Below are 19,197 nucleotides of genomic sequence, written 5' to 3'. Positions count from 1 at the left end.
TATTCTACGATGAAAAAAATCTTTACCCTTGTCACCCTGCTGTCATTTTCCTTTTTGACCTTTGGTCAAAATCTACCTGGGCTTGCCCCCGGACAAACCCCAACAGAAAAACCCATCCTACATGGCAAGAATTGGATGGCAATTACCGGAAAGCCTCTTGCAGCTACAGCCGGTGCCACTATTTTCAATCAAGGAGGCAATGCAGTGGATGCAGCTTGCGCGATGCTTGCTGCCACAGCTACCATGTGGGACGTGCTCTCTTGGGGAGGTGAAACACAGGCATTGATTTATCACCCTGAACTCAAAAAAGTCATTGCTATCAATGCCCTTGGCTATGCACCTACAGGTGCGACAGTAGAGTTTTACAAATCTCAGGGAATGGAATACCCGCCAGCCTTTGGTCCTTTGGCGGCTACTACCCCTGGTACTCCCGGTGGTTTGATGACCATGCTGGCAGAATACGGCACACTTTCCTTAGAGCAGATTCTCGCTCCTGCCATGCAACTCGCCCAAGGCTATCCAATCGAAGCGCAGACAGCCAATTCCATCGAAGGTTCTAAAGAGAGAATCAAAGAATGGCCCTACTCCAAAGAAGTTTTCCTTCCCCACCTTGGTGAGGAAAGGGAGGCACCAGCACCCGGTGAGATTTTTGTTCAAAAGGACTTGTATGAGACTTTGAAGAAATTAGTAGAGAGCGAAAAGGAAGCCCTTGCCGCAGGAAAATCCAGAGAAGAAGCGATTTACGCCGCAAATGAGCGGTTTTATAAGGGAGACATCGCTAAGGAAATCGTCCGAGGTACCCAAGAGCAAGGTGGTCTTTTTACAGAAGAAGATCTGGCTAACTGGGAAGTGAAAATTGAAGAGCCTTTGATGGTCGATTATAAAGGAATTCAGGTCTACAAGCTCCAAGAGTGGACCCAAGGCCCGGCTTTGCTTCAATCATTGAACATTCTGGAAAACTTTGATCTGAAGCAAATGGGCTACAACAGTGCCGAGTATCTTCACACAGTGTATCAAGCCATGAGTTTAGCATTTGCCGACCGGGACTTTTATTACTCCGATCCGGCTTTTGAGCCAAAAAGCCCGATTCAAGGCCTTTTGTCGAAAGAATATGCAAAAGATCGAGCGAAACTAATCAAAGACATCAACGATCCCGAAATGGGCGCAGGAGATCCTTACCCTTACCAAGGAGGAAGTAATCCTTTCAAAAATATGCTTAGCCTTCAAGGCGAAACTACTAAAGAGCAAATTCACCTGGCTGAACTATCAGGTACAGATGATCCATATTTTGAAGCCTTTTTCAGTGGTACCACCTCCATTCAGGCAGCAGATAAGGACGGTTGGGTTGTGTCCGTAACTCCAAGTGGCGGTTGGGTACCGGCTGTAATTGCAGGTCGTACCGGAGTGGGCCTGAGTCAGCGTATGCAGAGCTTTGTGCTGGATGAAAAGCTAAACCCATACAATCTCCCTGAGCCGGGAAAAAGACCTAGAGTTACTTTGACTCCAAGTTTGGCACTGAAGGACGGAAAGCCATTTTTATCCTTTGCAGTGCAGGGAGGTGACTCTCAGGATCAAAACCTACTGCAGTTTTTCTTAAATGTGGTTGAATTTGATATGAACGTGCAAGAGGCAGTGGAAGCTGCGAATATGAATTCCCTACAAATGCAAAGTTCTTTTGGAGCCCATGAAATCAAGCCCGGCCATATGATTCTCCGGGATGACACCCCCGTATGGATCAGGTCTGAGTTGGTCAAGAAAGGCTACATCATGGACTTTTGGCCACGAACATCCGGACCTATCAATGCGATTTGGTTTGACTGGAAGCATGGCAGTATGTGGGGAGGAAGTGCTAACTACGGAGACGATTATGGGATCGCATGGTAATTAAATCAGAACCTTATCAAACCAAACAATATGAAGAACACCTATCAACTATCATCCTTTACGCTTTTGCTGCTTTTGCTAAGCCAGATTTCTTTTGCGCAGCGAAAAGCGAAACCTAACCCTCTCAAAGAAGCCGTGGTCGCCTCGGTGGATCAGCGGTTTGAATCATTGACAGATCTCAGTGATCGAATCTGGTCTTTTGAAGAGATTGCTTTTCAAGAAACTCAATCTGCGGAGGCTTTGTCGGATTATGCGGAGCAGTTGGGTTTTAAAGTCACCCGTGGAGTAGCAGAAATCCCGACAGCTTTTGTGGCAGAATATGGCTCCGGTAAGCCTATAATTGGAATTTTGGGAGAATTTGATGCCCTACCTGGGCTTTCTCAAAACAAAGTTCCTTACAAAAGCCCGCTCAATGAAGGCAACCCCGGTCATGGCTGCGGCCACAATCTTTTTGGCGTAGCTTCATTTGGGGCGGCAGCAGCTATCAAGGATCTTATTGAATCGGGAGAAATCAAAGGAACTGTAAGATTTTACGGAACTCCGGCTGAAGAAAAGTTCTTCGGAAAGCTATGGATGGTCAGGGCAGGCCTATTTGATGATGTTGACGTAGTTATGGATTGGCATCCTTCTGCCGAGACAAAGACTGCTGTCCAAAAAGGCCTAGCATTGGTGGATTTCCAAGTGGAATTTTATGGACAGGCTGCCCATGCTTCATCGGATCCTTGGAATGGTAGAAGTACAGGGGATGCCCTAGAGCTTTACACCACGGGAATCAATTATTATCGAGAGCATATCAAGCCTACCGTTCGGATTCATTACCACATTCAAGATGCAGGAAAAGTCGTGAATGTAGTTCCTGATTATTCCAGAATTTGGGTACGCGTGAGAGATTCTAGCCGAGAAGGTTTAATTCCTGTTTGGAAAAGAGTAGAAGCTATGGCGGAAGGCGCAGCGATCATGGCCAATGTAGACTACAAGGTCAGCCTTATCTCTGGTGTTCATGAGGTATTGGTGAATAGAACTGGTTCTGCGGCACTTCAGAAAAACCTAGAAAGTCTAGGTCCCATTAGTTACACAGAGGAAGAGCAAGATTTTGCAAAGAAAATTCAGGAGGCAACTGGTAAGCCTCAAATCGGACTGGTTTCTAAGATTGAACCGATGGAAGAAACTGCCGAACATAGCATGGGTGGTAGCACGGATGTAGGAGATGTGAGTTGGGTAGTTCCTACTATTCGACTTTCTGCAACCACAGCACCCAATGGCACTCCTTGGCATTCCTGGGCGGTAGTGGCTTCAAGTGGAATGTCCATCGGACACAAAGGAATGGCCTACGCTGCAAAGGCACTTTCCATGACTATGGTGGATCTTTTTGAGAATCCAGAACTGGTTGAAAGTGTCAAGAATGAATTCAAAGAGAAAAAAGGCGACTATGTCTACAAGGGCTTTGTCCCTGATGGGCCTCCCCCTATCAATTCCAATCTCCAATAATATTTTCATGCTCGGGGCAGCATTGTCCCGAGCTATTTTACCCTAACAGTAAAAGTCATGTATTTTCGAAATATTTTTCTCACGCTAATTTTCTTAAACATTGTCCAATTTGGCTTTTCCCAAACGAAATCGGATGAGAAAGCTATTCAGGACTTGATTCAAAATTCATTTGATGAGTTATTTTCTGAATTCAACGCCGAAAAAGTCTCAGATTTTTATACCGAAGACTTTATCCTTTTGGAGCAAGGAGAGGTTTGGGACTTGGAAATGATCAATTCCTACTTTGCTAAAGCTAAAAGTGATCCTGATAGAGCAACGCGTTTAAATCGCTTTGAATTTATCAAAACCACCATAGAAGGCAATCGCGCTTGGATCGCCTATCAAAACTACGCAACCTTCAAAAAAGACGGAGCCGTCGTGATGGAAATCCATTGGCTCGAAAGTGCTACAGCCACCAAAACAAATGATGGTTGGCGACTGGATATGTTGCATAGCACCCGTGTAAATGAATAGGAATCTTATGGAAAATAAATCAAAACTAGAACTTCAAAAAGGACTGAAAAGTCTCCGAGCTATCCTCGCTATCATCGGACTTTTGATGCTTGGATTTATTGGCTATTATGGAATGACAGTCTGGCGAGATGGCTGGAATCAAAACCACAGCCTTGGATTAGGTGCCTTGGTGATGTTAGCAGCCGTATTCACAATGATAGCAGCCCGTGCCAAAGGAATCGAAAAGCAGTTAGAAAAACTGGAAGAAGACTCAAATTCAAAATAAACCCTTTAAAATGACCAATAAAACCACCTTTCAGTTTATATCAGAGCCCACAGATGTCAATTTTGGAGGGAAAGTTCATGGAGGTGCAGTCATGAAATGGATCGATCAAACTGCCTATGCCTGTGCAAGCAGCTGGTCTGAAAGCTATTGCGTGACCGTCTATGTTGGTGGAATTCGCTTTTATAAACCTATAAATATTGGCGACTTGGTCAAAATAGATGCTTCTGTTATATACACCGGGAAAACCAGTATTCATATTGCCGTAGACGTATTTTCAAAAAAAGTCACCGATCCAAACTACGAAAAGAAAACCCATTGTGTGATTGTCTTTGTGTCAGTGGATAACCATGGGAACCCCACTCCTACCAAGAAGTGGGTTCCAAAAACCGAACGCGAAAAGAATCTCGAATCTTACGCAATAAAACTGAATGATCTAAGAGCTCAGATTGCTGAGGAAATGAAACCATTTATTGCAGCGGATGCTACTGAATGATTTGAAGTCCTACTGATTATTTCCCAAATAATCGCTCCAATATTTTATAAGTGATCAGGTAAGTAGGTCTCACCCCCTCCATCCCCAAAGCTCCTGAAGCCAAGGTACTTCCTGTTTCTAGCGGATTATCAGATGCATAATAGGCGTAAAGGACTTTGACATTGGATCGAATGCTTTTTCGGATTCTAGAGGCAGATTGAATGGCTTTCTGGTAGTGTGCTCCCTCCATTTCCAGTCCAATTGCATTCCAAGAGGACTCCATGAAATAGCGAAGAATGTCCTTGTTTTGTAAGGAAGTGCCCAAGACCGTGACCATACTTCCAGAATACACTCCAAGCCCAAACCCTTCAAAGTCAGTAGCTTTCAACTCATTCTTAAATGGATAATTATCGGCTGTACCTTCAAAAACATGAGCGTCAGGAATCATCAGATCGCCTTTTCCTCCATAGAGAATTCCGGCTTTACCCATGATGGAAATCGATACGATATTCAGTGGGAATTCTTTGCCACCTTTCTTAAATGGCTTCAATAACTCATCCATACATTCAAAAGCCTGCTCACCAAAGGCATAATCCATCACAACAAAGACCGGTCTTTGCTGTACCTCTTCAGGCAAGGTTAATCCCGGCAGCAATTCAGACTTCTCCAACTTTGCGGTATCAATGATCTGAGTCCCGATATTGGTGCCAGACTGATCAGGAATATCCACGAAGCCATGCTTCAAAGCATAGGCATAAATCTTTTTCCCAGCATTGTTCTTTTCTCCCATCGCAATTGAGGAGGCTATTTGCTCAATATCCTCGAAGCTCTTTGAGTCTAGCACTTGAGGAGCATAGATGGTATTCAAAACCGAATGAAGATTGGCCGAAATAATATGAATCGGCCTTTCTAATAAGTCCAATTCATCCAGCTTCTGCATGATTTTTCCAGCCCATTGCTCTCCATAGACATGGTGTCCGATTCGTTCCCTCAAAGTGGCTGAAAATGAAATTTCCCGATCTTTTCCTTCCCGAATCTCCTCCATGGCAAGCTTACCCAGGTGATATACGATGGAAAATAGACTATTTGAATTCGAACTCTTTTCAAATTTGTTGACAGCCTTAGAGGTCTCTTCGAAAGTCCTACCGATCAAGTGGCTGAGGTAAGCAGAAGCCGCTTCTCGATCAAACAGCTCTCCGCTTTCCTCCTTCTTCACAAATTCCTCCAGCATCTTCCAGTTGATGGATATCTTTCCTTTCGGGTCAGTACTGTTTTGATAGATTTTGCTGCTCTCGATATACAAAAATGTCAGGTGGGTAAGAATATCATAGATATCTGATCTTCCTCGCGTCATTTCCACATACATGACTTGTTCATCGAGTCTGTAGCAGTTTCTTCTTCTTTTTGGCGGAACGATCGGTTCCAAATGCGAAGTCTCAAGACCTTCCCGACTAATCAAGCGAATGTATCGGCACTGTTCGATTCCTCGTGGAAGACGCTCCATTACATAAAGAAGGCCGTCCAATTCTACCTTTTCCGGATCTGTGATGGTTCCGTAGATTTCTGGACTTAAAACTCGCAAAGCCTGAACCAAACTCTCACCAGAGACTCCCATCGGCTTGTAAGTACCTCGGGTAAAAAGATGTCTCATCGTGATATAAAGTCGCTCAATGGCAGCTCTTGATTCTTGGGCTCTATTTCTTTTCATCATAATTAATCTAAAAACAATGCAAATATAGGTCAGTTTTTGCCTGTCCTATAAAAACTCATTCAGGAAAATATATTTTAATCTTTTGCCAGAAGCTCTGAAAAGTACTTCTCCAGCTTGTCTACCTTTGGCTTAATCACAAACTGACAATAGGGCTGATAGCCGTTCTCATTATAATAATTTTGATGCTGATTATCAGCTGGATAGAAATTACTAAAAGCAGTGATTTCAGTGACAATTGGTTGAGAAAACACCTGTTTTTCGTTCAATTCCTTCTTCAGTTTTTTGGCAATTTCTCCCTGCTCTTCGGTATGAAAAAAAATTGCAGATCGATACTGAGGACCGACATCTGCTCCCTGTCGATTGAGTGTGGTGGGATCATGCGTAGACCAAAAAACCTCTAATAGTCGCTGCAAGCTGATCACTTTGGGATCATAGAAAACTTGAATCACTTCTGCATGACCTGTGGTAGCACTGCAAACTGCACGATAACTTGGATTCTCAACAAAACCACCTGAGTAACCCGATACTACATTTTTGACACCCTCTAAGCGCTGAAAAACTGCCTCGGTACACCAAAAACAGCCTGCACCTAAAGTGATGACAGATTCTCCTTCTGGAATTGTGACTGAAGTAGTTGGTAATGATTGATTCGTATCCATATTGAGTATTTGGAATTCAAACCGAGTAAGAGTCACTTTAGTTTCGAAATCCTTATCGGTCCTACTGGAAGTGCTTCCTTATCGAGCAGTTTTCCTTTTTGAGTGATCAGAATTTCACCCTCTTGATACATTTCAAAGGCCTTTTGGCGGATATCCGGTAAAAACTCACGCCATGATTCAGGGTACATCCTTCTAACTACCTCAGATGGACAAAAAGAGGTATTCGGCCGCTGTCTACAAAACTCCAAAATTGCTATCCGCAAAATATCCATGCACTCTTAGCTTTGGCATACCATCACAAATGCAGGTGGCAGGTTTTTTAGGGTAAAACTCACATTGACTTCAGGAAAGTACTTCTTGAAAAGGTTTTTCAAAAGATAGGAATAGCAAATCTGTATGAATGCTCCTCCTTGGTTGAGAACTGATCGGGACTGACTAAGAATGGAATCTGTTATTTCTTTAGAAATGAAAGAAAAAGGCAAAGAGGAAAGGATGAAATCTACCTTTTCTCCATTTAGGTAGTTTTCAATTTGATCTGCCGAGTCATTGATGATTTGCACATTGGGATTGTCAAACTGCTTCCTCATCTCCTCACAAAACGATGAATTGATTTCAAAGACCAATAATTTTGTTTGTGGACCCATTTGGTTAATAATCCCTTGGGTAATACTCCCATCTCCTCCTCCCAATTCGACGATTAGATTTGCATCTTTCAAGTCGACTTGGGTGACCATTTTTTTGACCAGTGCTTTTGAGCTAAAAGTCAATGCTCCTGTAGTGCTAAGGTTACTATATAATTCAATCAGTAAGTTTGATTTGCCCATATTGTCTATTTCAAAACTTGAAGATAGTTTATTTTGACCTATTTTCTTTAAAATTGCATCGAATCTAAGCCATCGTCAATGTCAAAAAAAGCAGCCATCCGATCTACACTACCAGGTAGAATCAAGGTAATTCTGCAGAATTTCTGGGGTATGTCTTTGATATTCATATTCTTGATGATATTGCTGAGAGCGTTGGAGCTTTACCTAGTTTTTTCAAATCACGTGCTTCCTTTCGCGGTCGGAGACATCCTTAAAGACATTTTTATTCAAGATTTGACTTGGTTGGCTTATTTATTAGGACTTTTATTTACCTGCTATCTGGTTGTAGTTTTGATTTCTAGTCCACTAGCCAAATGGCTGCTCCTTTTATTTCTGACCATTTTGGTACTTGTACAGGCTGCATTGGTTTTTTATTTTTTCAAAACGCTTCTGCCTTTAGGAAAAGATTTATTCGCCTATAGTACCGAGGACTTACTCTTGACCATTCAAGCTTCAGGGCAACTTAATTTTTTCAGTGTGTCCATGCTTCTTTTCTCATTTGTTATGGTGGGCTTTCTGATGCATCTGGGTACTAGGTTTTTCCGATTTCCACTCAAAGCCACGTTATTTCTCACGAGCATATTTATTTTATCAGTAGTTACAGTGATTCTTTTGCCTGATTTAGTAGATGATTCGGCGACAGAGGTCGAAACTAATGTCACTCGCAACAAGTCCAGATACCTGACAGAAGAGAGCTTTGACTACTTGATGTATGGGGGCGAATATTATTTTGATTTTTACCTGAGATCCGGTACTGAAGATCTTATTGTCGAAAAGGAGTTTGTCGACGATACCTACCCTTTTGCTCACAAAGCAGACTATCCGGATGTGCTGAGTCCTTTCTTCGATTCCTTGGAGCAGGCCCCAAATTTGGTATTTATTTTTCTAGAAAGCTTTGGTAAAGCCTATTCAGGAAAGGATGCTTATTTGGGTAGTTTTACCCCATTTCTAGACAGTTTAGAACAACATAGCTTGGTATGGATGCATGCCTTGTCCTCTACTGGACGAACATTCGGCTTACAGCCGGGAGTCTTTGGCGGGCTTCCTTTTGGAGAGAAGGGTTTCCTGGAATTATATCAGGAGTTCCCTTACCATGAAACGCTCCTTAGCATCTTAAGGAAAAACGGCTACGAAACACGCTATTTTATCGGTGCGGATAAAAATTTCGACCATGTAGGAAGCTTTATTGAATATCAACAGCCCGTTCAATTTGTAGATGAAAGATTATTTGATCCTAAATATTCCAAGTCTCCTTCCACCGGTAATTTTTCATGGGGCTATGCAGATAAGGAGCTATTCAAAAATGGACTGGAAAAACTCCCAATAAGCTTAGAATCTCCTCAAGTCTTAGTGTTTCAGACCCAAACTTCGCATGATCCCTATCTTGTACCGGAGCGAGAAAAATATATCCAGAAATTCGAAAATCATCTCAGCAATTATTTAAATCTCAGTGAAGGTCAAAAAGCAGATTATCGAAGCTACCGAGATATCTATATGACCGTATTGTATGCTGATGATGCGGTTAGTGAGTTTTTCGATGAATATCAAAAGCGACCAGAGTTTCAAAACAGCATTTTCATCATTACAGGAGACCATCGATTGCCTGAAGTTCCGATGTCGTCTAGAATAGACCGATTCCATGTGCCTTTGATTATCTATTCTCCGCTCATAAAAAGACCCGAGTATTTTGAGGGAGTCAGTAGTCATTATGAAATTACCCCATCGATTCTTTCATTTTTGGAAGCACAAATAGATATCCAGCTTCCAGAAGTGGTAACCTGGCAGGGTCAGGTCCTTGACACTGCTCAGACATTTCAGTCTAGAATTGCCATGCCGCTGATGAGGAATAAAAATCAATTAATCGATTACATACATGGGGACATTTTCCTTTCAGATGGGCAAATATTTCAGATTTCTCGAGGCTTGAACATTGACCCAATTACGAGCCCCAATGATCTAAATCGAATGATTGGTGAATTTGAGGAATTTAAAAACAAGAACAGTTACATGGTCCAAACGAGGAGACTGCTGCCCCCTCAATAAAACTATTTTGACCGATGTGCCTCTGAGAAAACCTGACTGATCAGTGGCTGATAATAGTTCCAAAAAAATCCATGGCGATCGCGATGATTTCCAACACTATAAAATCCCCTCCAAAGGGTAGGAAGTCCTGCAAATTTGGCTGACCCAAGGTTGAGCTTCGCATCTGCAAAATCCCCTGCAATGTAATAAGAACGACCCTTTCCATTAGGTCGAAAGACCACTGCTGGAAAGAACCTAGGGAGCCCCATAGCACGGAGCCTTTCCAAACCTTCATTGGTGGGCTCGATATCGTAATAAGATATCACCTGAAACTCCCGCTGCACCAAAACCACATCAAACCAATCTGGATAAGGCACAATCTCAGGCAATCTGAAGTTAGCTTTATTCCTTCCTGGAGTCCGGATATATGGGATGGTATTTTGATAGTCTTTCTGATCTTCAAAGACTTCAATCTGTCCGCTTTCATTTACAAAAACCAAACCTGGACCTTGATGGGGCCATGATTGCTCGTGTTGATCCAAATAATTGGAAATGAGCCAATCCGGTAGACCTTTATTTATGGCCGTGTCTAGCTCATCGAAATATCGAGCTACCCAACCCGTCCATCGAACACCAATGCTATTTTCCATCTGTGACCGAAGCCCCTTAGCAGTAGGTGAAGCCATGGAATTATACTCCAACAATACGGTTTTCTCCTTTTCTTGAGCTAATTCTATCAACTTGACTTCCTTACTATTCAATCCTCCATAGATCTTTTTACTGGGTTCGTCTGCATCTTCCTCATTCTCAAAATCATTCCTGTAGACCCCGTATGTATCTGCGTAATAAATGATATCACTTGACTCTGCCAATTGATCCAGCTCAGATTCGGAGTAATCCGAAAAGTCCTTGACAAAACCATACTTCCCGTCTTCTTGGTCTGAAGGGAAATATCCAAAATAGTCCTGATCTAGCTTATACAATTCACCCGTCTCGGGATTGACAAACTTCTCATATTCCATCGCCCAAAAAATACCCAAATGCTCTCTGTAATCCTTATTAGGGACTGTCTTATCCAAGATCAAAATTGATGCTTTCTTATCTGCCTTCAGCCACCATACACCAAAGCTCAGGCCTGGAAATACGACCAAAAGCAAAAAAAGGAAAGAAAGCCTCCTGAAATAAAGTTTAAGTTCCTCTTTCATAGAATTAGCTTAGAAGCGGTATTCACTACCAATAGAAAGGTTCAAATTATTTCGAAAGCGGTCTGCAGACAATTCATCACGACTATACCCTGTAAACCCAAAAATCATAAACCTTGGAGAAATGAGTTGTTGGTAGCCAAACCGAATTCGGTAGGAATTAAGAAGTTGGGATTGATCCCTATTTTCTTCATCAGGAGAAACACCTGAACTGAGTTGAACACTAAAAAAGTCCTCAGCAGTCTTGAAGTAATACCTGGCCTGAAAATTACCGGAAGTACTCACACCGTTATTATTACCGCTAGGAATGACATTTGCCCTAAAGTTCAACCACCAATTACCCACATACTTCCCAAGGGAAGCGGTAGCAATATGGGTCACTTCGGTGAAGCCGAGGTATCGATACCCCCCCTCAATTTCCCAGGCTTTTGGAAGGTTGAAAAAGACAGAAGCTCCTAATCTCAATTTTGGGAAAAATCCAGCTCCTGAGCCACCAATATTTAGATAAGCATAAGAATTTTCTCCAAGAGAGGGATAAGCATCCAACTCATATTGGGTACCAAATCCATCAAACCGATGGCTTTGCGTGACTCGCGCAATCAAAGAACCCGTTAACTTGGTCTGTGCCCGGCCATAGACCGACCAAGTATGCCATGGGCTGATATCTCCAAAAAAAGTATCGTAGTCATAGGTGGCTCCAATAGCTGAATTTCGTCTCAAACGTTGAAGGTTTTGTAAATAACCTAGTATTCCTTCCTGCTTGTATCCCTTATCAAACAAAGCCTGGGCAATATCATAGGCTTCATTGTATTCTTCCTCATAATATAAAAGCCTTGATTTTCGGTATGCGACGGCATCCGGCAAAGGATCACCAAGATTACTTTCCGCCCTTTTCAAAATCTCACCAGCTTTTTGATAATCTCCAGCCCAGCTAAGATTATCTAGATAGGCCGAATACCCATCAGCATATTTGGGAGAAGCGGTGATTGCTCGCTCAAGGTAAATACTTGCAGAATCATTTTTTCCTTCCCAAGCATAACTCCTGCCCACCAAAATCAATATATCCGCGTAGGTGGGAGAAATCTCAAGTGCCCGGAAGGCAATTTTTCTACCCTCTTGATATTTTCCATCAAAAATTAATTCGCGCGCATCCAGGAGGAGTTGATCAGGATTCTGACTTTGTTGTGCCACAAGCCATTGAGTCGCTAAGAAGAAGGAAAGAAAAAGTGCAGCTTTTCTCATGATGTAGTGGATTGGGTGTCAAGGTTTTTACGGTCCTCGGCAGTTTTAAATCCTGCCCGAATCATCTTACCCCAGCCTCCCCGGCCGGCGATGAAGTCTATATGACCTTTCAATCCCCATAAGACCACCTTTGGATGAATAAAAAGTGGCTCGAGCAAAATGGTCCTGATCAGACTTCTTAGGTCATTTTTATCCTTGTAATTGTTGTAAGCGATCTGCTCATAGAGAATGCTAAATGCAGAGACAAGCAAGGAAAGAAAATAGATCATTAATATTAAGGAGAAGAAATATACAGCTGAAAAATCACCTATCAACAAGAGGATAAGGGTGTAGATCAAACCAGATATTTCTAAAATCGGCCCCATTTTTTCGAAAATAGACCAAAAGGGATAGGATACTAAGCCCAAAACCCGAAAACGAGAATTATAACCAACTTTATTATGAAGCTGCAGGGTTTCAATCGTCCCACGCATCCACCTATTTCGCTGTCGGCCCAAGACTTCTTCGTCCTCAGGGACTTCAGTCCAGCAAAGCGGATCAGGAACAAAAGCCACCCGATAAGGAATATCACGCTCTTCTAGGTAGCGTCGCAAACGGACAACGAGCTCCATATCTTCACCAACAGTCTTTGGAAAATATCCTCCCACTGCCATCACAAGGTCTTTTTTGAAAAAGCCAAAGGCTCCCGAAATCAGCATCAGACCATTGATCCGGGACCAGGCCATCCTACCCATCAAAAAAGCCCTACAATACTCTACCACTTGAAACTTACCGATTCTCGATTTTGGTACCCGATACTTGGTTACCGTTCCATCTTTGACATCACAGTTATTGGCAATTCCAATCGCCCCGCCCACTGCTACTACCTTCTTATTAGTTTCCTCCATAAATGGTCGTACCATGCGGGTAATAGAATCACTTGCCAAGATGCAATCCACATCAATGCAAGCCAGTATTTCCATAGTAGAAATATTGATTCCGGCATTTAAAGCATCCGCCTTACCGCCATTCTCCTTATCAATTACCCAAAGCCTTCTAAAGGATTTATTTTCAGAGCGATATACACCTCTTACAGGAGCAGTTTCGATCTGTGATTGATAAAAGAAAGAGGTCTTTTTCAATTCAAAAGCCTCAATGAGGCGATTGAGTGTTTGGTCCTTTGAACCGTCATTGATAATCACGACTTCAAACTTCCCATAATGAAGAGCCAATAGGCTTTTAACGTTCTGTACAATATTCGATTCCTCGTTAAAAGCAGGAGCCAAAATTGAAACTCCGGGAGCTATGGGGCTCGTGATAATATCCTGATAATCTGCAAATCGATTTTTTCTTCGAAAATCTCGCATTTCCAGTGCACTTAGGATCATGATCAGCAGATAGAGTGTGACCACAGAAAAACTGAGAACCATAAAAATGACCCCAAAAACATCAATCAAAAGGTAGAATAGAAAATTATACATTTTGTAATAAGGGGTCTAAAAGCTGTTCTCTCATTTGAAGGTTTTCCGGATTTGAGTGCTCTTGAATATAACTTTCGAAAGCAACTTCATTCAATTCCTTAAGGCTTTCTAAGATTAGAAGCCTTATTCCCCTGTCGGATGTCTCCTCCAAAAGCTGAAACAAAATCTTTTCGGAGGCTTCATCACCTATTTTACCAGCGACTTTAATGGCCATTTTCTGAACACCCTCGTCTTCTGAGGTGATATTTGCATTGATAAATTCAGCCTCCATGTGTGCACCCAATGTCAAGTAGGTTTGAAGGATTTCTATTTTCTCATTGCTTTGGGCACTTGGAACCAATATTTTTATTTGTTCGATCAAATCAAACCTTCCCAAAAAGGCTACAAGCTTGATGGCAAAAATCCGAACACTTTCATTCGGTGATTGGAAAAGTTCATGTATCATCAGTTTTTTGGTTGGGTGTACATACTTGATGATTCGCAGGTAATTCATTTGCTGCCAATCCGAAAGCGGATAGTCTTGGTTTTTTAAGAATGATAGGTCAGCTTCCTGAGATAAGTTGAGAAGTGTGGCTCCTGCACTACTACGAACATGAAAGTTATTTGAATTGGTGTGCTTTTTTACCTCTGGCAAAAGTTCTGAGAGATCCATTTCATTCACCTGTACTAGCCCTGTGGTGACATAGGACCATTTATTACTCTTTAAGTTTTTCTCAGTGATTTTAATTAGATCTAGTTTTTTGTAGAGTTCTTTCAATTTACTCTTGAACTCCCCTTTCATTTTTTTATTCAGACCGATAATTCGTTCTATCAATACTTCCTTGAATAAAGGCTTTGAAAAGAGTTGGGCCGGAAAAATCTCCTTGAGTTCTTCCGCTTTCATTTCTTTTAATTCATCCAGGCTTTGTGTGAAAAGTATGGTGGTCAAAGGATCAATAATATCCTTGTCATAAGCTTTTCGAAGTTCCTCCCGCTGATTTCTACGGGCTTTGAAAATGACCAAAGCCAAAATAAGCCCCAAAGCTAAAATCAAGAATAAGGATAGAATCACAAGAACCCAGATCAATTTCCAATCAAATACTAACCAAGATGAAAGTGTATCATAAGGCTCGTATATACTTTTGACGGCAGCCAGAATTAGAGACTCATTTGATTGCTCCTGTAAGCTTACCGGTAAAAAATCACCAGTTGCGTAAAGTGTATTCAGGTAGGAAATGACCCCCTCATAGTTTGTGGGTTCGCCGTATAGTAAAAAAATGGAATTAGCTTGTGAAAATACGCTTTGAAGGGAATCATACTTAGACCAGTCCTCAAAGGTTTTTGTAAGAAAACCCCCATTAACCGCTTGCAGATTTAAATCCGAGCTATCAATCCACTTTTGACTAAGGATACTATCCGATAAAAAAAACTGAAATTCAAGCGAATTGACTTCTCTTTGCTTACTCAAATCAAGCAATAAATCCTCTTTACTTTGAAAAAGAGTATCCAAGGATTGAGCTGAAGCTATCTGAAAGAATAAGATCAGAGCAAGTAGTGCTGGTATTTTTTTAAGCATGCTAATTTAGTACGCGCTTGACACGAAGAGCTAATTCATTGGGATTGAATGGCTTAGGAATAAAGTCACTTACCCCAAGATGAAAAGCCTCCAAAACAACTCCCTCCTCTTCTCCTAATGAACTCAAAACAATGATGGGTATATCAGGAAATTCTTTTTTAGCGTAGTGGATCAGCTCAATCCCGCTTTTGAAAGGCATCATTACATCAGTAATTATCAGATCGGGTATGAATTCCTGAATAGCTTCCACTCCTTCATTCCCATCTACAACTAACTTAGTAATATAGCCTTCCTTTTTAAGTCGGAAATCAACAAGACTACTGATCAATAAATCATCCTCTATAATCAGGATTTTCTTCATTTTTTGGGTCATTTGACCAATAAAGATAATGACTTAATGGAAATACCAATAATTATAATCCGTGCAGATAGACAGGATTTTTTATAGCAATCATAAAAGAACAAAATAGCTGCTACAAAAAGCAGTTAATTGCCATTGATCAAAAAAATTGCCACCAAAAAAAAATCTAGCGGGATTCCCTAATTCCTTTTATTAGCTTACCATTTAAATAAACCATCAATCAAACAGGTATTTTGTACATAAGTAAAAACTCCAAACATTCAGGCGCTTTTACTTGTCAATTCCTAGAAATCCTAGTTGGATTTAGTCAATCAAATTAACACACACACATGAAATCGAGCAACATGCGGGCAACTCACTCTAAGATGATTGTTTAAATGTGCGAGATTCCATGTGACCTTCGAAAAACAAATTATTAACACATGAAAAAACCACTTTGGAAAACCGGCCTCTTGGGTCTGTGCGCATGGGGGCTTTTCGGCAGTGGGGCTTTGTTAGCACAAAGTGATCCCACCGGTCAGAAACCTATCACCCAAACCTATGCATTCACCAACGCCACAGTCCATGCTTCCCCCGGAAGTGAAGGACAAAAAGCTACCATCGTTGTCAAAGACGGTGTAATTATCAGTGTAGGATCTGGAGTCACTATTCCTGCAGCTGCAAAAGTAATTGCAGGTGACTCGCTTTATATCTATCCAGGATTCATCGATGCTGCTTCTCAAGCTGGCATCACAAAGCCGGAAGATCCAGAAAGGCCGAGCGATTTTGTATCGTCAAACCCACCAGATGAGATCGCAGGTATCACCCCTTGGAGATCTGCTACGGATCAATTTGACATCAGCTCTTCACAGGTAGATGATCTGAGAAAAGCTGGTTTCACTATGGCACATGTACTTCCTGATGGAGGAATGATTGCGGGAAAAGGTGCTATCATGGTTTTAGGAACCAAAGGCTCTACCAATCTTATCAAAGCAAACACCGCACTTGCTGCAAGCTTGAATGGATCTAGAGGAATGTATCCTGGGACCACTGTAGGCGTCATGGCCAAGTTTAGAGATGTGTACAAAAACACCAATCTAACTCAAGATCGAATTGCAACCTTTACTTCTAACTCCGGGGTGACCCGTCCTGAAATCAATCAGACTTATTCGGCAATGACCGAGGTAGTCAATGGTCAAATTCCTGTTTTTTTCGAAGTTGAAAATGATTTGGAAGTTCGTAGAGCAATCAGCCTTCAGAAAGAACTTGGTTTCAAATTGGTGGTGTATGGTCTTGAGCAATATGATGAAGTAATTGACCTACTAAAGTCTAGTGGAGCAGGAGTCATTCTAAAGCTGGAAACACCTGACGACAAAGCCATCAAAAATCAAAAAGACGATGTAGATGAGGCGATTCAAGATCAATATGACCGAGTAAAAGAATCATACGATCGCACAATTGCGCAAGCAGGCAAATTAGGTGAAGCTGGAGTAGCATTCGCATTTTCTACGATAGATGCTAAGCCAAGTGATGCAATGAAGTCTGTTCGTGCAATGATCGAAGCAGGTCTTTCTGAGTCAGCTGCTATGGCAGCTTTGACAACCAACGCTGCTAGTATGATTGGAATGAATCGAATCGCTGGAACGGTAGAGCAAGGAAAACTTGCCAATCTGGTAATCACCACCGGTCCAATTTTCAGTGAAGATTCTCAGATAAAGCATGTGGTCGCAGATGGAAATATTTTCGATTACGAAATTAAAACCAAGAAGAAGAATGGTAACGGGGAAGCAACTGTAGAAGTCGCTGGAACTTGGGACTACACTTCCGAAACTCCTGCAGGAAGCTCTGGTGGAAAACTTACTATCGAAAAAGATGGGGATGATTATTCAGGAACCATTACTTATGACGATCCTTCAGGAAATGGAACCGCTACCTCTCCCATTTCTGATGTAAGTATTTCGGGTTCACAGTTGAGCTTCTCTTTTGAAGTCAGCGCTGGTGGAATGGCTATTTCTGTGAGCGTTTCTGGAGAAATTTCCGGAAACTCAATGGACGGATCTATGAACATCGCACAGTTTGGTTCTTTCCCAATCTCTGCAACCCGTAATCCAAATTTTATTTCAAACAACTAAGGAAATGAAGAAAATCAATATACTACTCGCACTTTGTCTGAGTCTATGCTTGTCATTTTCTTGGGCACAAACTCCCAAAGGGAGCGTGTTAATTAAAAATGGGACGGTGCTGACCGTCACAAATGGAACTTATGAAAATACCGATGTCCTAATTCAGGATGGCGTAATCAAGAAAATTGGGAAAGATCTAAATGCTCCTTCCGGGGTAACCACAGTAGATGCTACCGGTAAATATGTAATGCCGGGTATCATCGATGCTCACTCCCACGTGGCATTGGATGTAGTCAATGAGGCCACTGCCCCTATTGTAGCTGAGGTCAGAATGAAAGATGTGGTCAATCCTTACGAAATCGGAATCTACAGAGCCTTGGCAGGTGGCGTGACTATTTCACATGCTATGCACGGCTCGGCAAACGTAGTCGGTGGTCAAAACGCCACACTAAAGCACAGATGGGGATCAAGCAATCCTGAAGACATCATTATGCAGGATGCACCTCGTACGATCAAGTTTGCTTTGGGAGAAAACCCAACAAGAGTACACGGTAGAGGAAATGGAATCCAGCCAAGGAGCCGGATGGGTGTAGAAGCCATCTTGAGAAATGGTTTCAATGAAGCACTTCAGTACAAAAAAGCTTGGGAAGATTTCAATAAAGCTAGAAGTCAAAAAGGAAGTACTGCTGTAGCTCCTGAATACAATGAGCGACTACAGACATTGGTAGATATCCTAGATGGTAAAATCATCATTCACTGTCACTCCTATCGAGCTGATGAAATCTACATGCTCATCAATGTGGCAAGAGATTTCGGAATTGATAAACTGGTGTTCCAACATACCAATGAGGGATTCAAGGTTGCTCCTGAGATTGCTGAGTATACCATGGGTGCTTCAGTATTTGCTGACTGGTGGGCTTACAAATTTGAGGTTTACTACTCGACAGCTTTCAATGCAGCTATTTTGCATAGAAACGGTGCAATCACTTCAATCAATTCTGACTCTGCTGAATTGATCCGTCATTTGTACCACGAAGCGGCTAAAACTCAACGATATGGAAACTTATCCGATGATGAGGCTTTGTCAATGATCACTATCAATCCCGCCCGTCAGTTGGGAATTGATGATAAGGTAGGATCGCTCGAAGAAGGAAAGCACGGAGATGTGGCAATTTTCGAAGGCCATCCACTATCATCATACGCTATTCCACAAATGACCTTTGTGGATGGAATCAAGTACTTTGATATCAATGAGGATCAAGATGATCAGCGCCAGCAAGTAAGCCCTACTGAGACCGTAGAGCCAATTCTGCTTACTGAGCACAATCACCGTTGTATGCAGGACACTGAGCACCTTTTTGAGACTGCAAGTGCCTTATTTCAAATGAATCAATAATC

General features: G+C 42.0%; 17 protein-coding genes. 8 read left to right on the top strand and 9 right to left on the bottom strand.

Going from position 1 to position 19,197, the window contains the following annotated elements; genetic code table 11:
- Window positions 1-9: 9 nt before the first annotated feature.
- From OU792_RS11325 to OU792_RS11305, 5 genes are read left to right on the top strand one after another with little or no spacing between them, the layout of a single operon-like run.
- Entirely contained in the window at window positions 10-1,884 is a 1,875-nt protein-coding gene (locus OU792_RS11325) for a gamma-glutamyltransferase family protein (RefSeq protein ID WP_274670225.1), read from the top strand.
- 30 nt (window positions 1,885-1,914) lie between these two features.
- Window positions 1,915-3,372, top strand: coding sequence for an amidohydrolase (locus OU792_RS11320; RefSeq protein WP_274670224.1), 1,458 nt, complete (start codon window positions 1,915-1,917; stop codon window positions 3,370-3,372).
- A gap of 57 nt (window positions 3,373-3,429) precedes the next feature.
- The gene (locus tag OU792_RS11315; RefSeq protein WP_222583359.1) at window positions 3,430-3,885 is read left to right on the top strand and encodes a DUF4440 domain-containing protein; all 456 of its coding nucleotides are present in this window, start codon (window positions 3,430-3,432) and stop codon (window positions 3,883-3,885) included.
- Window positions 3,886-3,892: 7 nt separating this feature from the next.
- The gene (locus OU792_RS11310) at window positions 3,893-4,150 is read left to right on the top strand and encodes a hypothetical protein (protein ID WP_274670223.1); all 258 of its coding nucleotides are present in this window, start codon (window positions 3,893-3,895) and stop codon (window positions 4,148-4,150) included.
- Window positions 4,151-4,160: 10 nt separating this feature from the next.
- Window positions 4,161-4,643 carry an acyl-CoA thioesterase gene (locus OU792_RS11305; RefSeq protein ID WP_274670222.1) on the top strand — a complete coding sequence of 161 codons (483 nt, stop codon included), beginning with the start codon at window positions 4,161-4,163 and terminating at the stop codon, window positions 4,641-4,643.
- Between the two features lie 16 nt (window positions 4,644-4,659).
- On the opposite strand, the gene OU792_RS11300 is transcribed toward OU792_RS11305, so the two are convergent.
- The 4 genes from OU792_RS11300 to OU792_RS11285 all read right to left on the bottom strand — a co-directional run bounded on the left by OU792_RS11300 (window position 4,660) and on the right by OU792_RS11285 (window position 7,816).
- On the bottom strand, window positions 4,660-6,330 hold the full coding sequence (locus OU792_RS11300) for a DUF6909 family protein (protein WP_274670246.1): 1,671 nt from the start codon (window positions 6,328-6,330) through the stop codon (window positions 4,660-4,662).
- 77 nt (window positions 6,331-6,407) lie between these two features.
- Entirely contained in the window at window positions 6,408-6,992 is a 585-nt protein-coding gene (gene msrA, locus OU792_RS11295) for a peptide-methionine (S)-S-oxide reductase MsrA (RefSeq protein ID WP_274670221.1), read from the bottom strand.
- 32 nt (window positions 6,993-7,024) lie between these two features.
- Window positions 7,025-7,264, bottom strand: a complete 240-nt coding sequence (locus tag OU792_RS11290; RefSeq protein WP_274670220.1) for a DUF3253 domain-containing protein — start codon at window positions 7,262-7,264, stop codon at window positions 7,025-7,027.
- Between the two features lie 6 nt (window positions 7,265-7,270).
- Window positions 7,271-7,816 carry a class I SAM-dependent methyltransferase gene (locus OU792_RS11285; RefSeq protein WP_024282675.1) on the bottom strand — a complete coding sequence of 182 codons (546 nt, stop codon included), beginning with the start codon at window positions 7,814-7,816 and terminating at the stop codon, window positions 7,271-7,273.
- A 78-nt stretch (window positions 7,817-7,894) separates the two neighbouring features.
- Between OU792_RS11285 and OU792_RS11280 the strand changes: the two genes are divergently transcribed.
- Window positions 7,895-9,898, top strand: coding sequence for an LTA synthase family protein (locus OU792_RS11280; RefSeq protein WP_274670219.1), 2,004 nt, complete (start codon window positions 7,895-7,897; stop codon window positions 9,896-9,898).
- Between the two features lie 2 nt (window positions 9,899-9,900).
- On the opposite strand, the gene OU792_RS11275 is transcribed toward OU792_RS11280, so the two are convergent.
- Genes OU792_RS11275 through OU792_RS11255 form a run of 5 tightly spaced genes read right to left on the bottom strand, consistent with a single transcriptional unit; the run spans window position 9,901 to window position 15,697 of the window.
- Window positions 9,901-11,082: a hypothetical protein gene (locus tag OU792_RS11275; RefSeq protein WP_274670218.1), complete on the bottom strand. Its 1,182-nt coding sequence runs from the start codon at window positions 11,080-11,082 to the stop codon at window positions 9,901-9,903.
- 9 nt (window positions 11,083-11,091) lie between these two features.
- The gene (locus tag OU792_RS11270; protein ID WP_134201671.1) at window positions 11,092-12,321 is read right to left on the bottom strand and encodes a YaiO family outer membrane beta-barrel protein; all 1,230 of its coding nucleotides are present in this window, start codon (window positions 12,319-12,321) and stop codon (window positions 11,092-11,094) included.
- Window positions 12,318-13,781: a glycosyltransferase family 2 protein gene (locus tag OU792_RS11265; protein ID WP_274670217.1), complete on the bottom strand. Its 1,464-nt coding sequence runs from the start codon at window positions 13,779-13,781 to the stop codon at window positions 12,318-12,320. Before OU792_RS11265 ends, OU792_RS11270 begins: the two co-directional genes overlap by 4 nt.
- A complete protein-coding gene (locus OU792_RS11260; protein ID WP_274670216.1) occupies window positions 13,774-15,336 on the bottom strand; it encodes a HEAT repeat domain-containing protein in 1,563 nt (520 codons plus the stop codon). Before OU792_RS11260 ends, OU792_RS11265 begins: the two co-directional genes overlap by 8 nt.
- Before the next feature lies 1 nt (window position 15,337).
- Window positions 15,338-15,697: a response regulator transcription factor gene (locus OU792_RS11255; protein WP_024282681.1), complete on the bottom strand. Its 360-nt coding sequence runs from the start codon at window positions 15,695-15,697 to the stop codon at window positions 15,338-15,340.
- 422 nt (window positions 15,698-16,119) lie between these two features.
- On the opposite strand from OU792_RS11255, the gene OU792_RS11250 reads away from it, so the two are divergent.
- Both OU792_RS11250 and OU792_RS11245 read left to right on the top strand, forming a co-directional pair.
- Window positions 16,120-17,808 carry an amidohydrolase family protein gene (locus tag OU792_RS11250; protein ID WP_134201668.1) on the top strand — a complete coding sequence of 563 codons (1,689 nt, stop codon included), beginning with the start codon at window positions 16,120-16,122 and terminating at the stop codon, window positions 17,806-17,808.
- Between the two features lie 4 nt (window positions 17,809-17,812).
- A complete protein-coding gene (locus OU792_RS11245) occupies window positions 17,813-19,195 on the top strand; it encodes an amidohydrolase family protein (protein WP_134201667.1) in 1,383 nt (460 codons plus the stop codon).
- Window positions 19,196-19,197 lie beyond the last annotated feature (2 nt).

Source organism: Algoriphagus sp. NF (genome assembly GCF_028823735.1).
GTDB classification, from domain to species: domain Bacteria; phylum Bacteroidota; class Bacteroidia; order Cytophagales; family Cyclobacteriaceae; genus Algoriphagus; species Algoriphagus marincola.
Note: the sequence above shows the minus strand (reverse complement) of the source record. Positions and strands in the feature narration are given on the sequence as shown.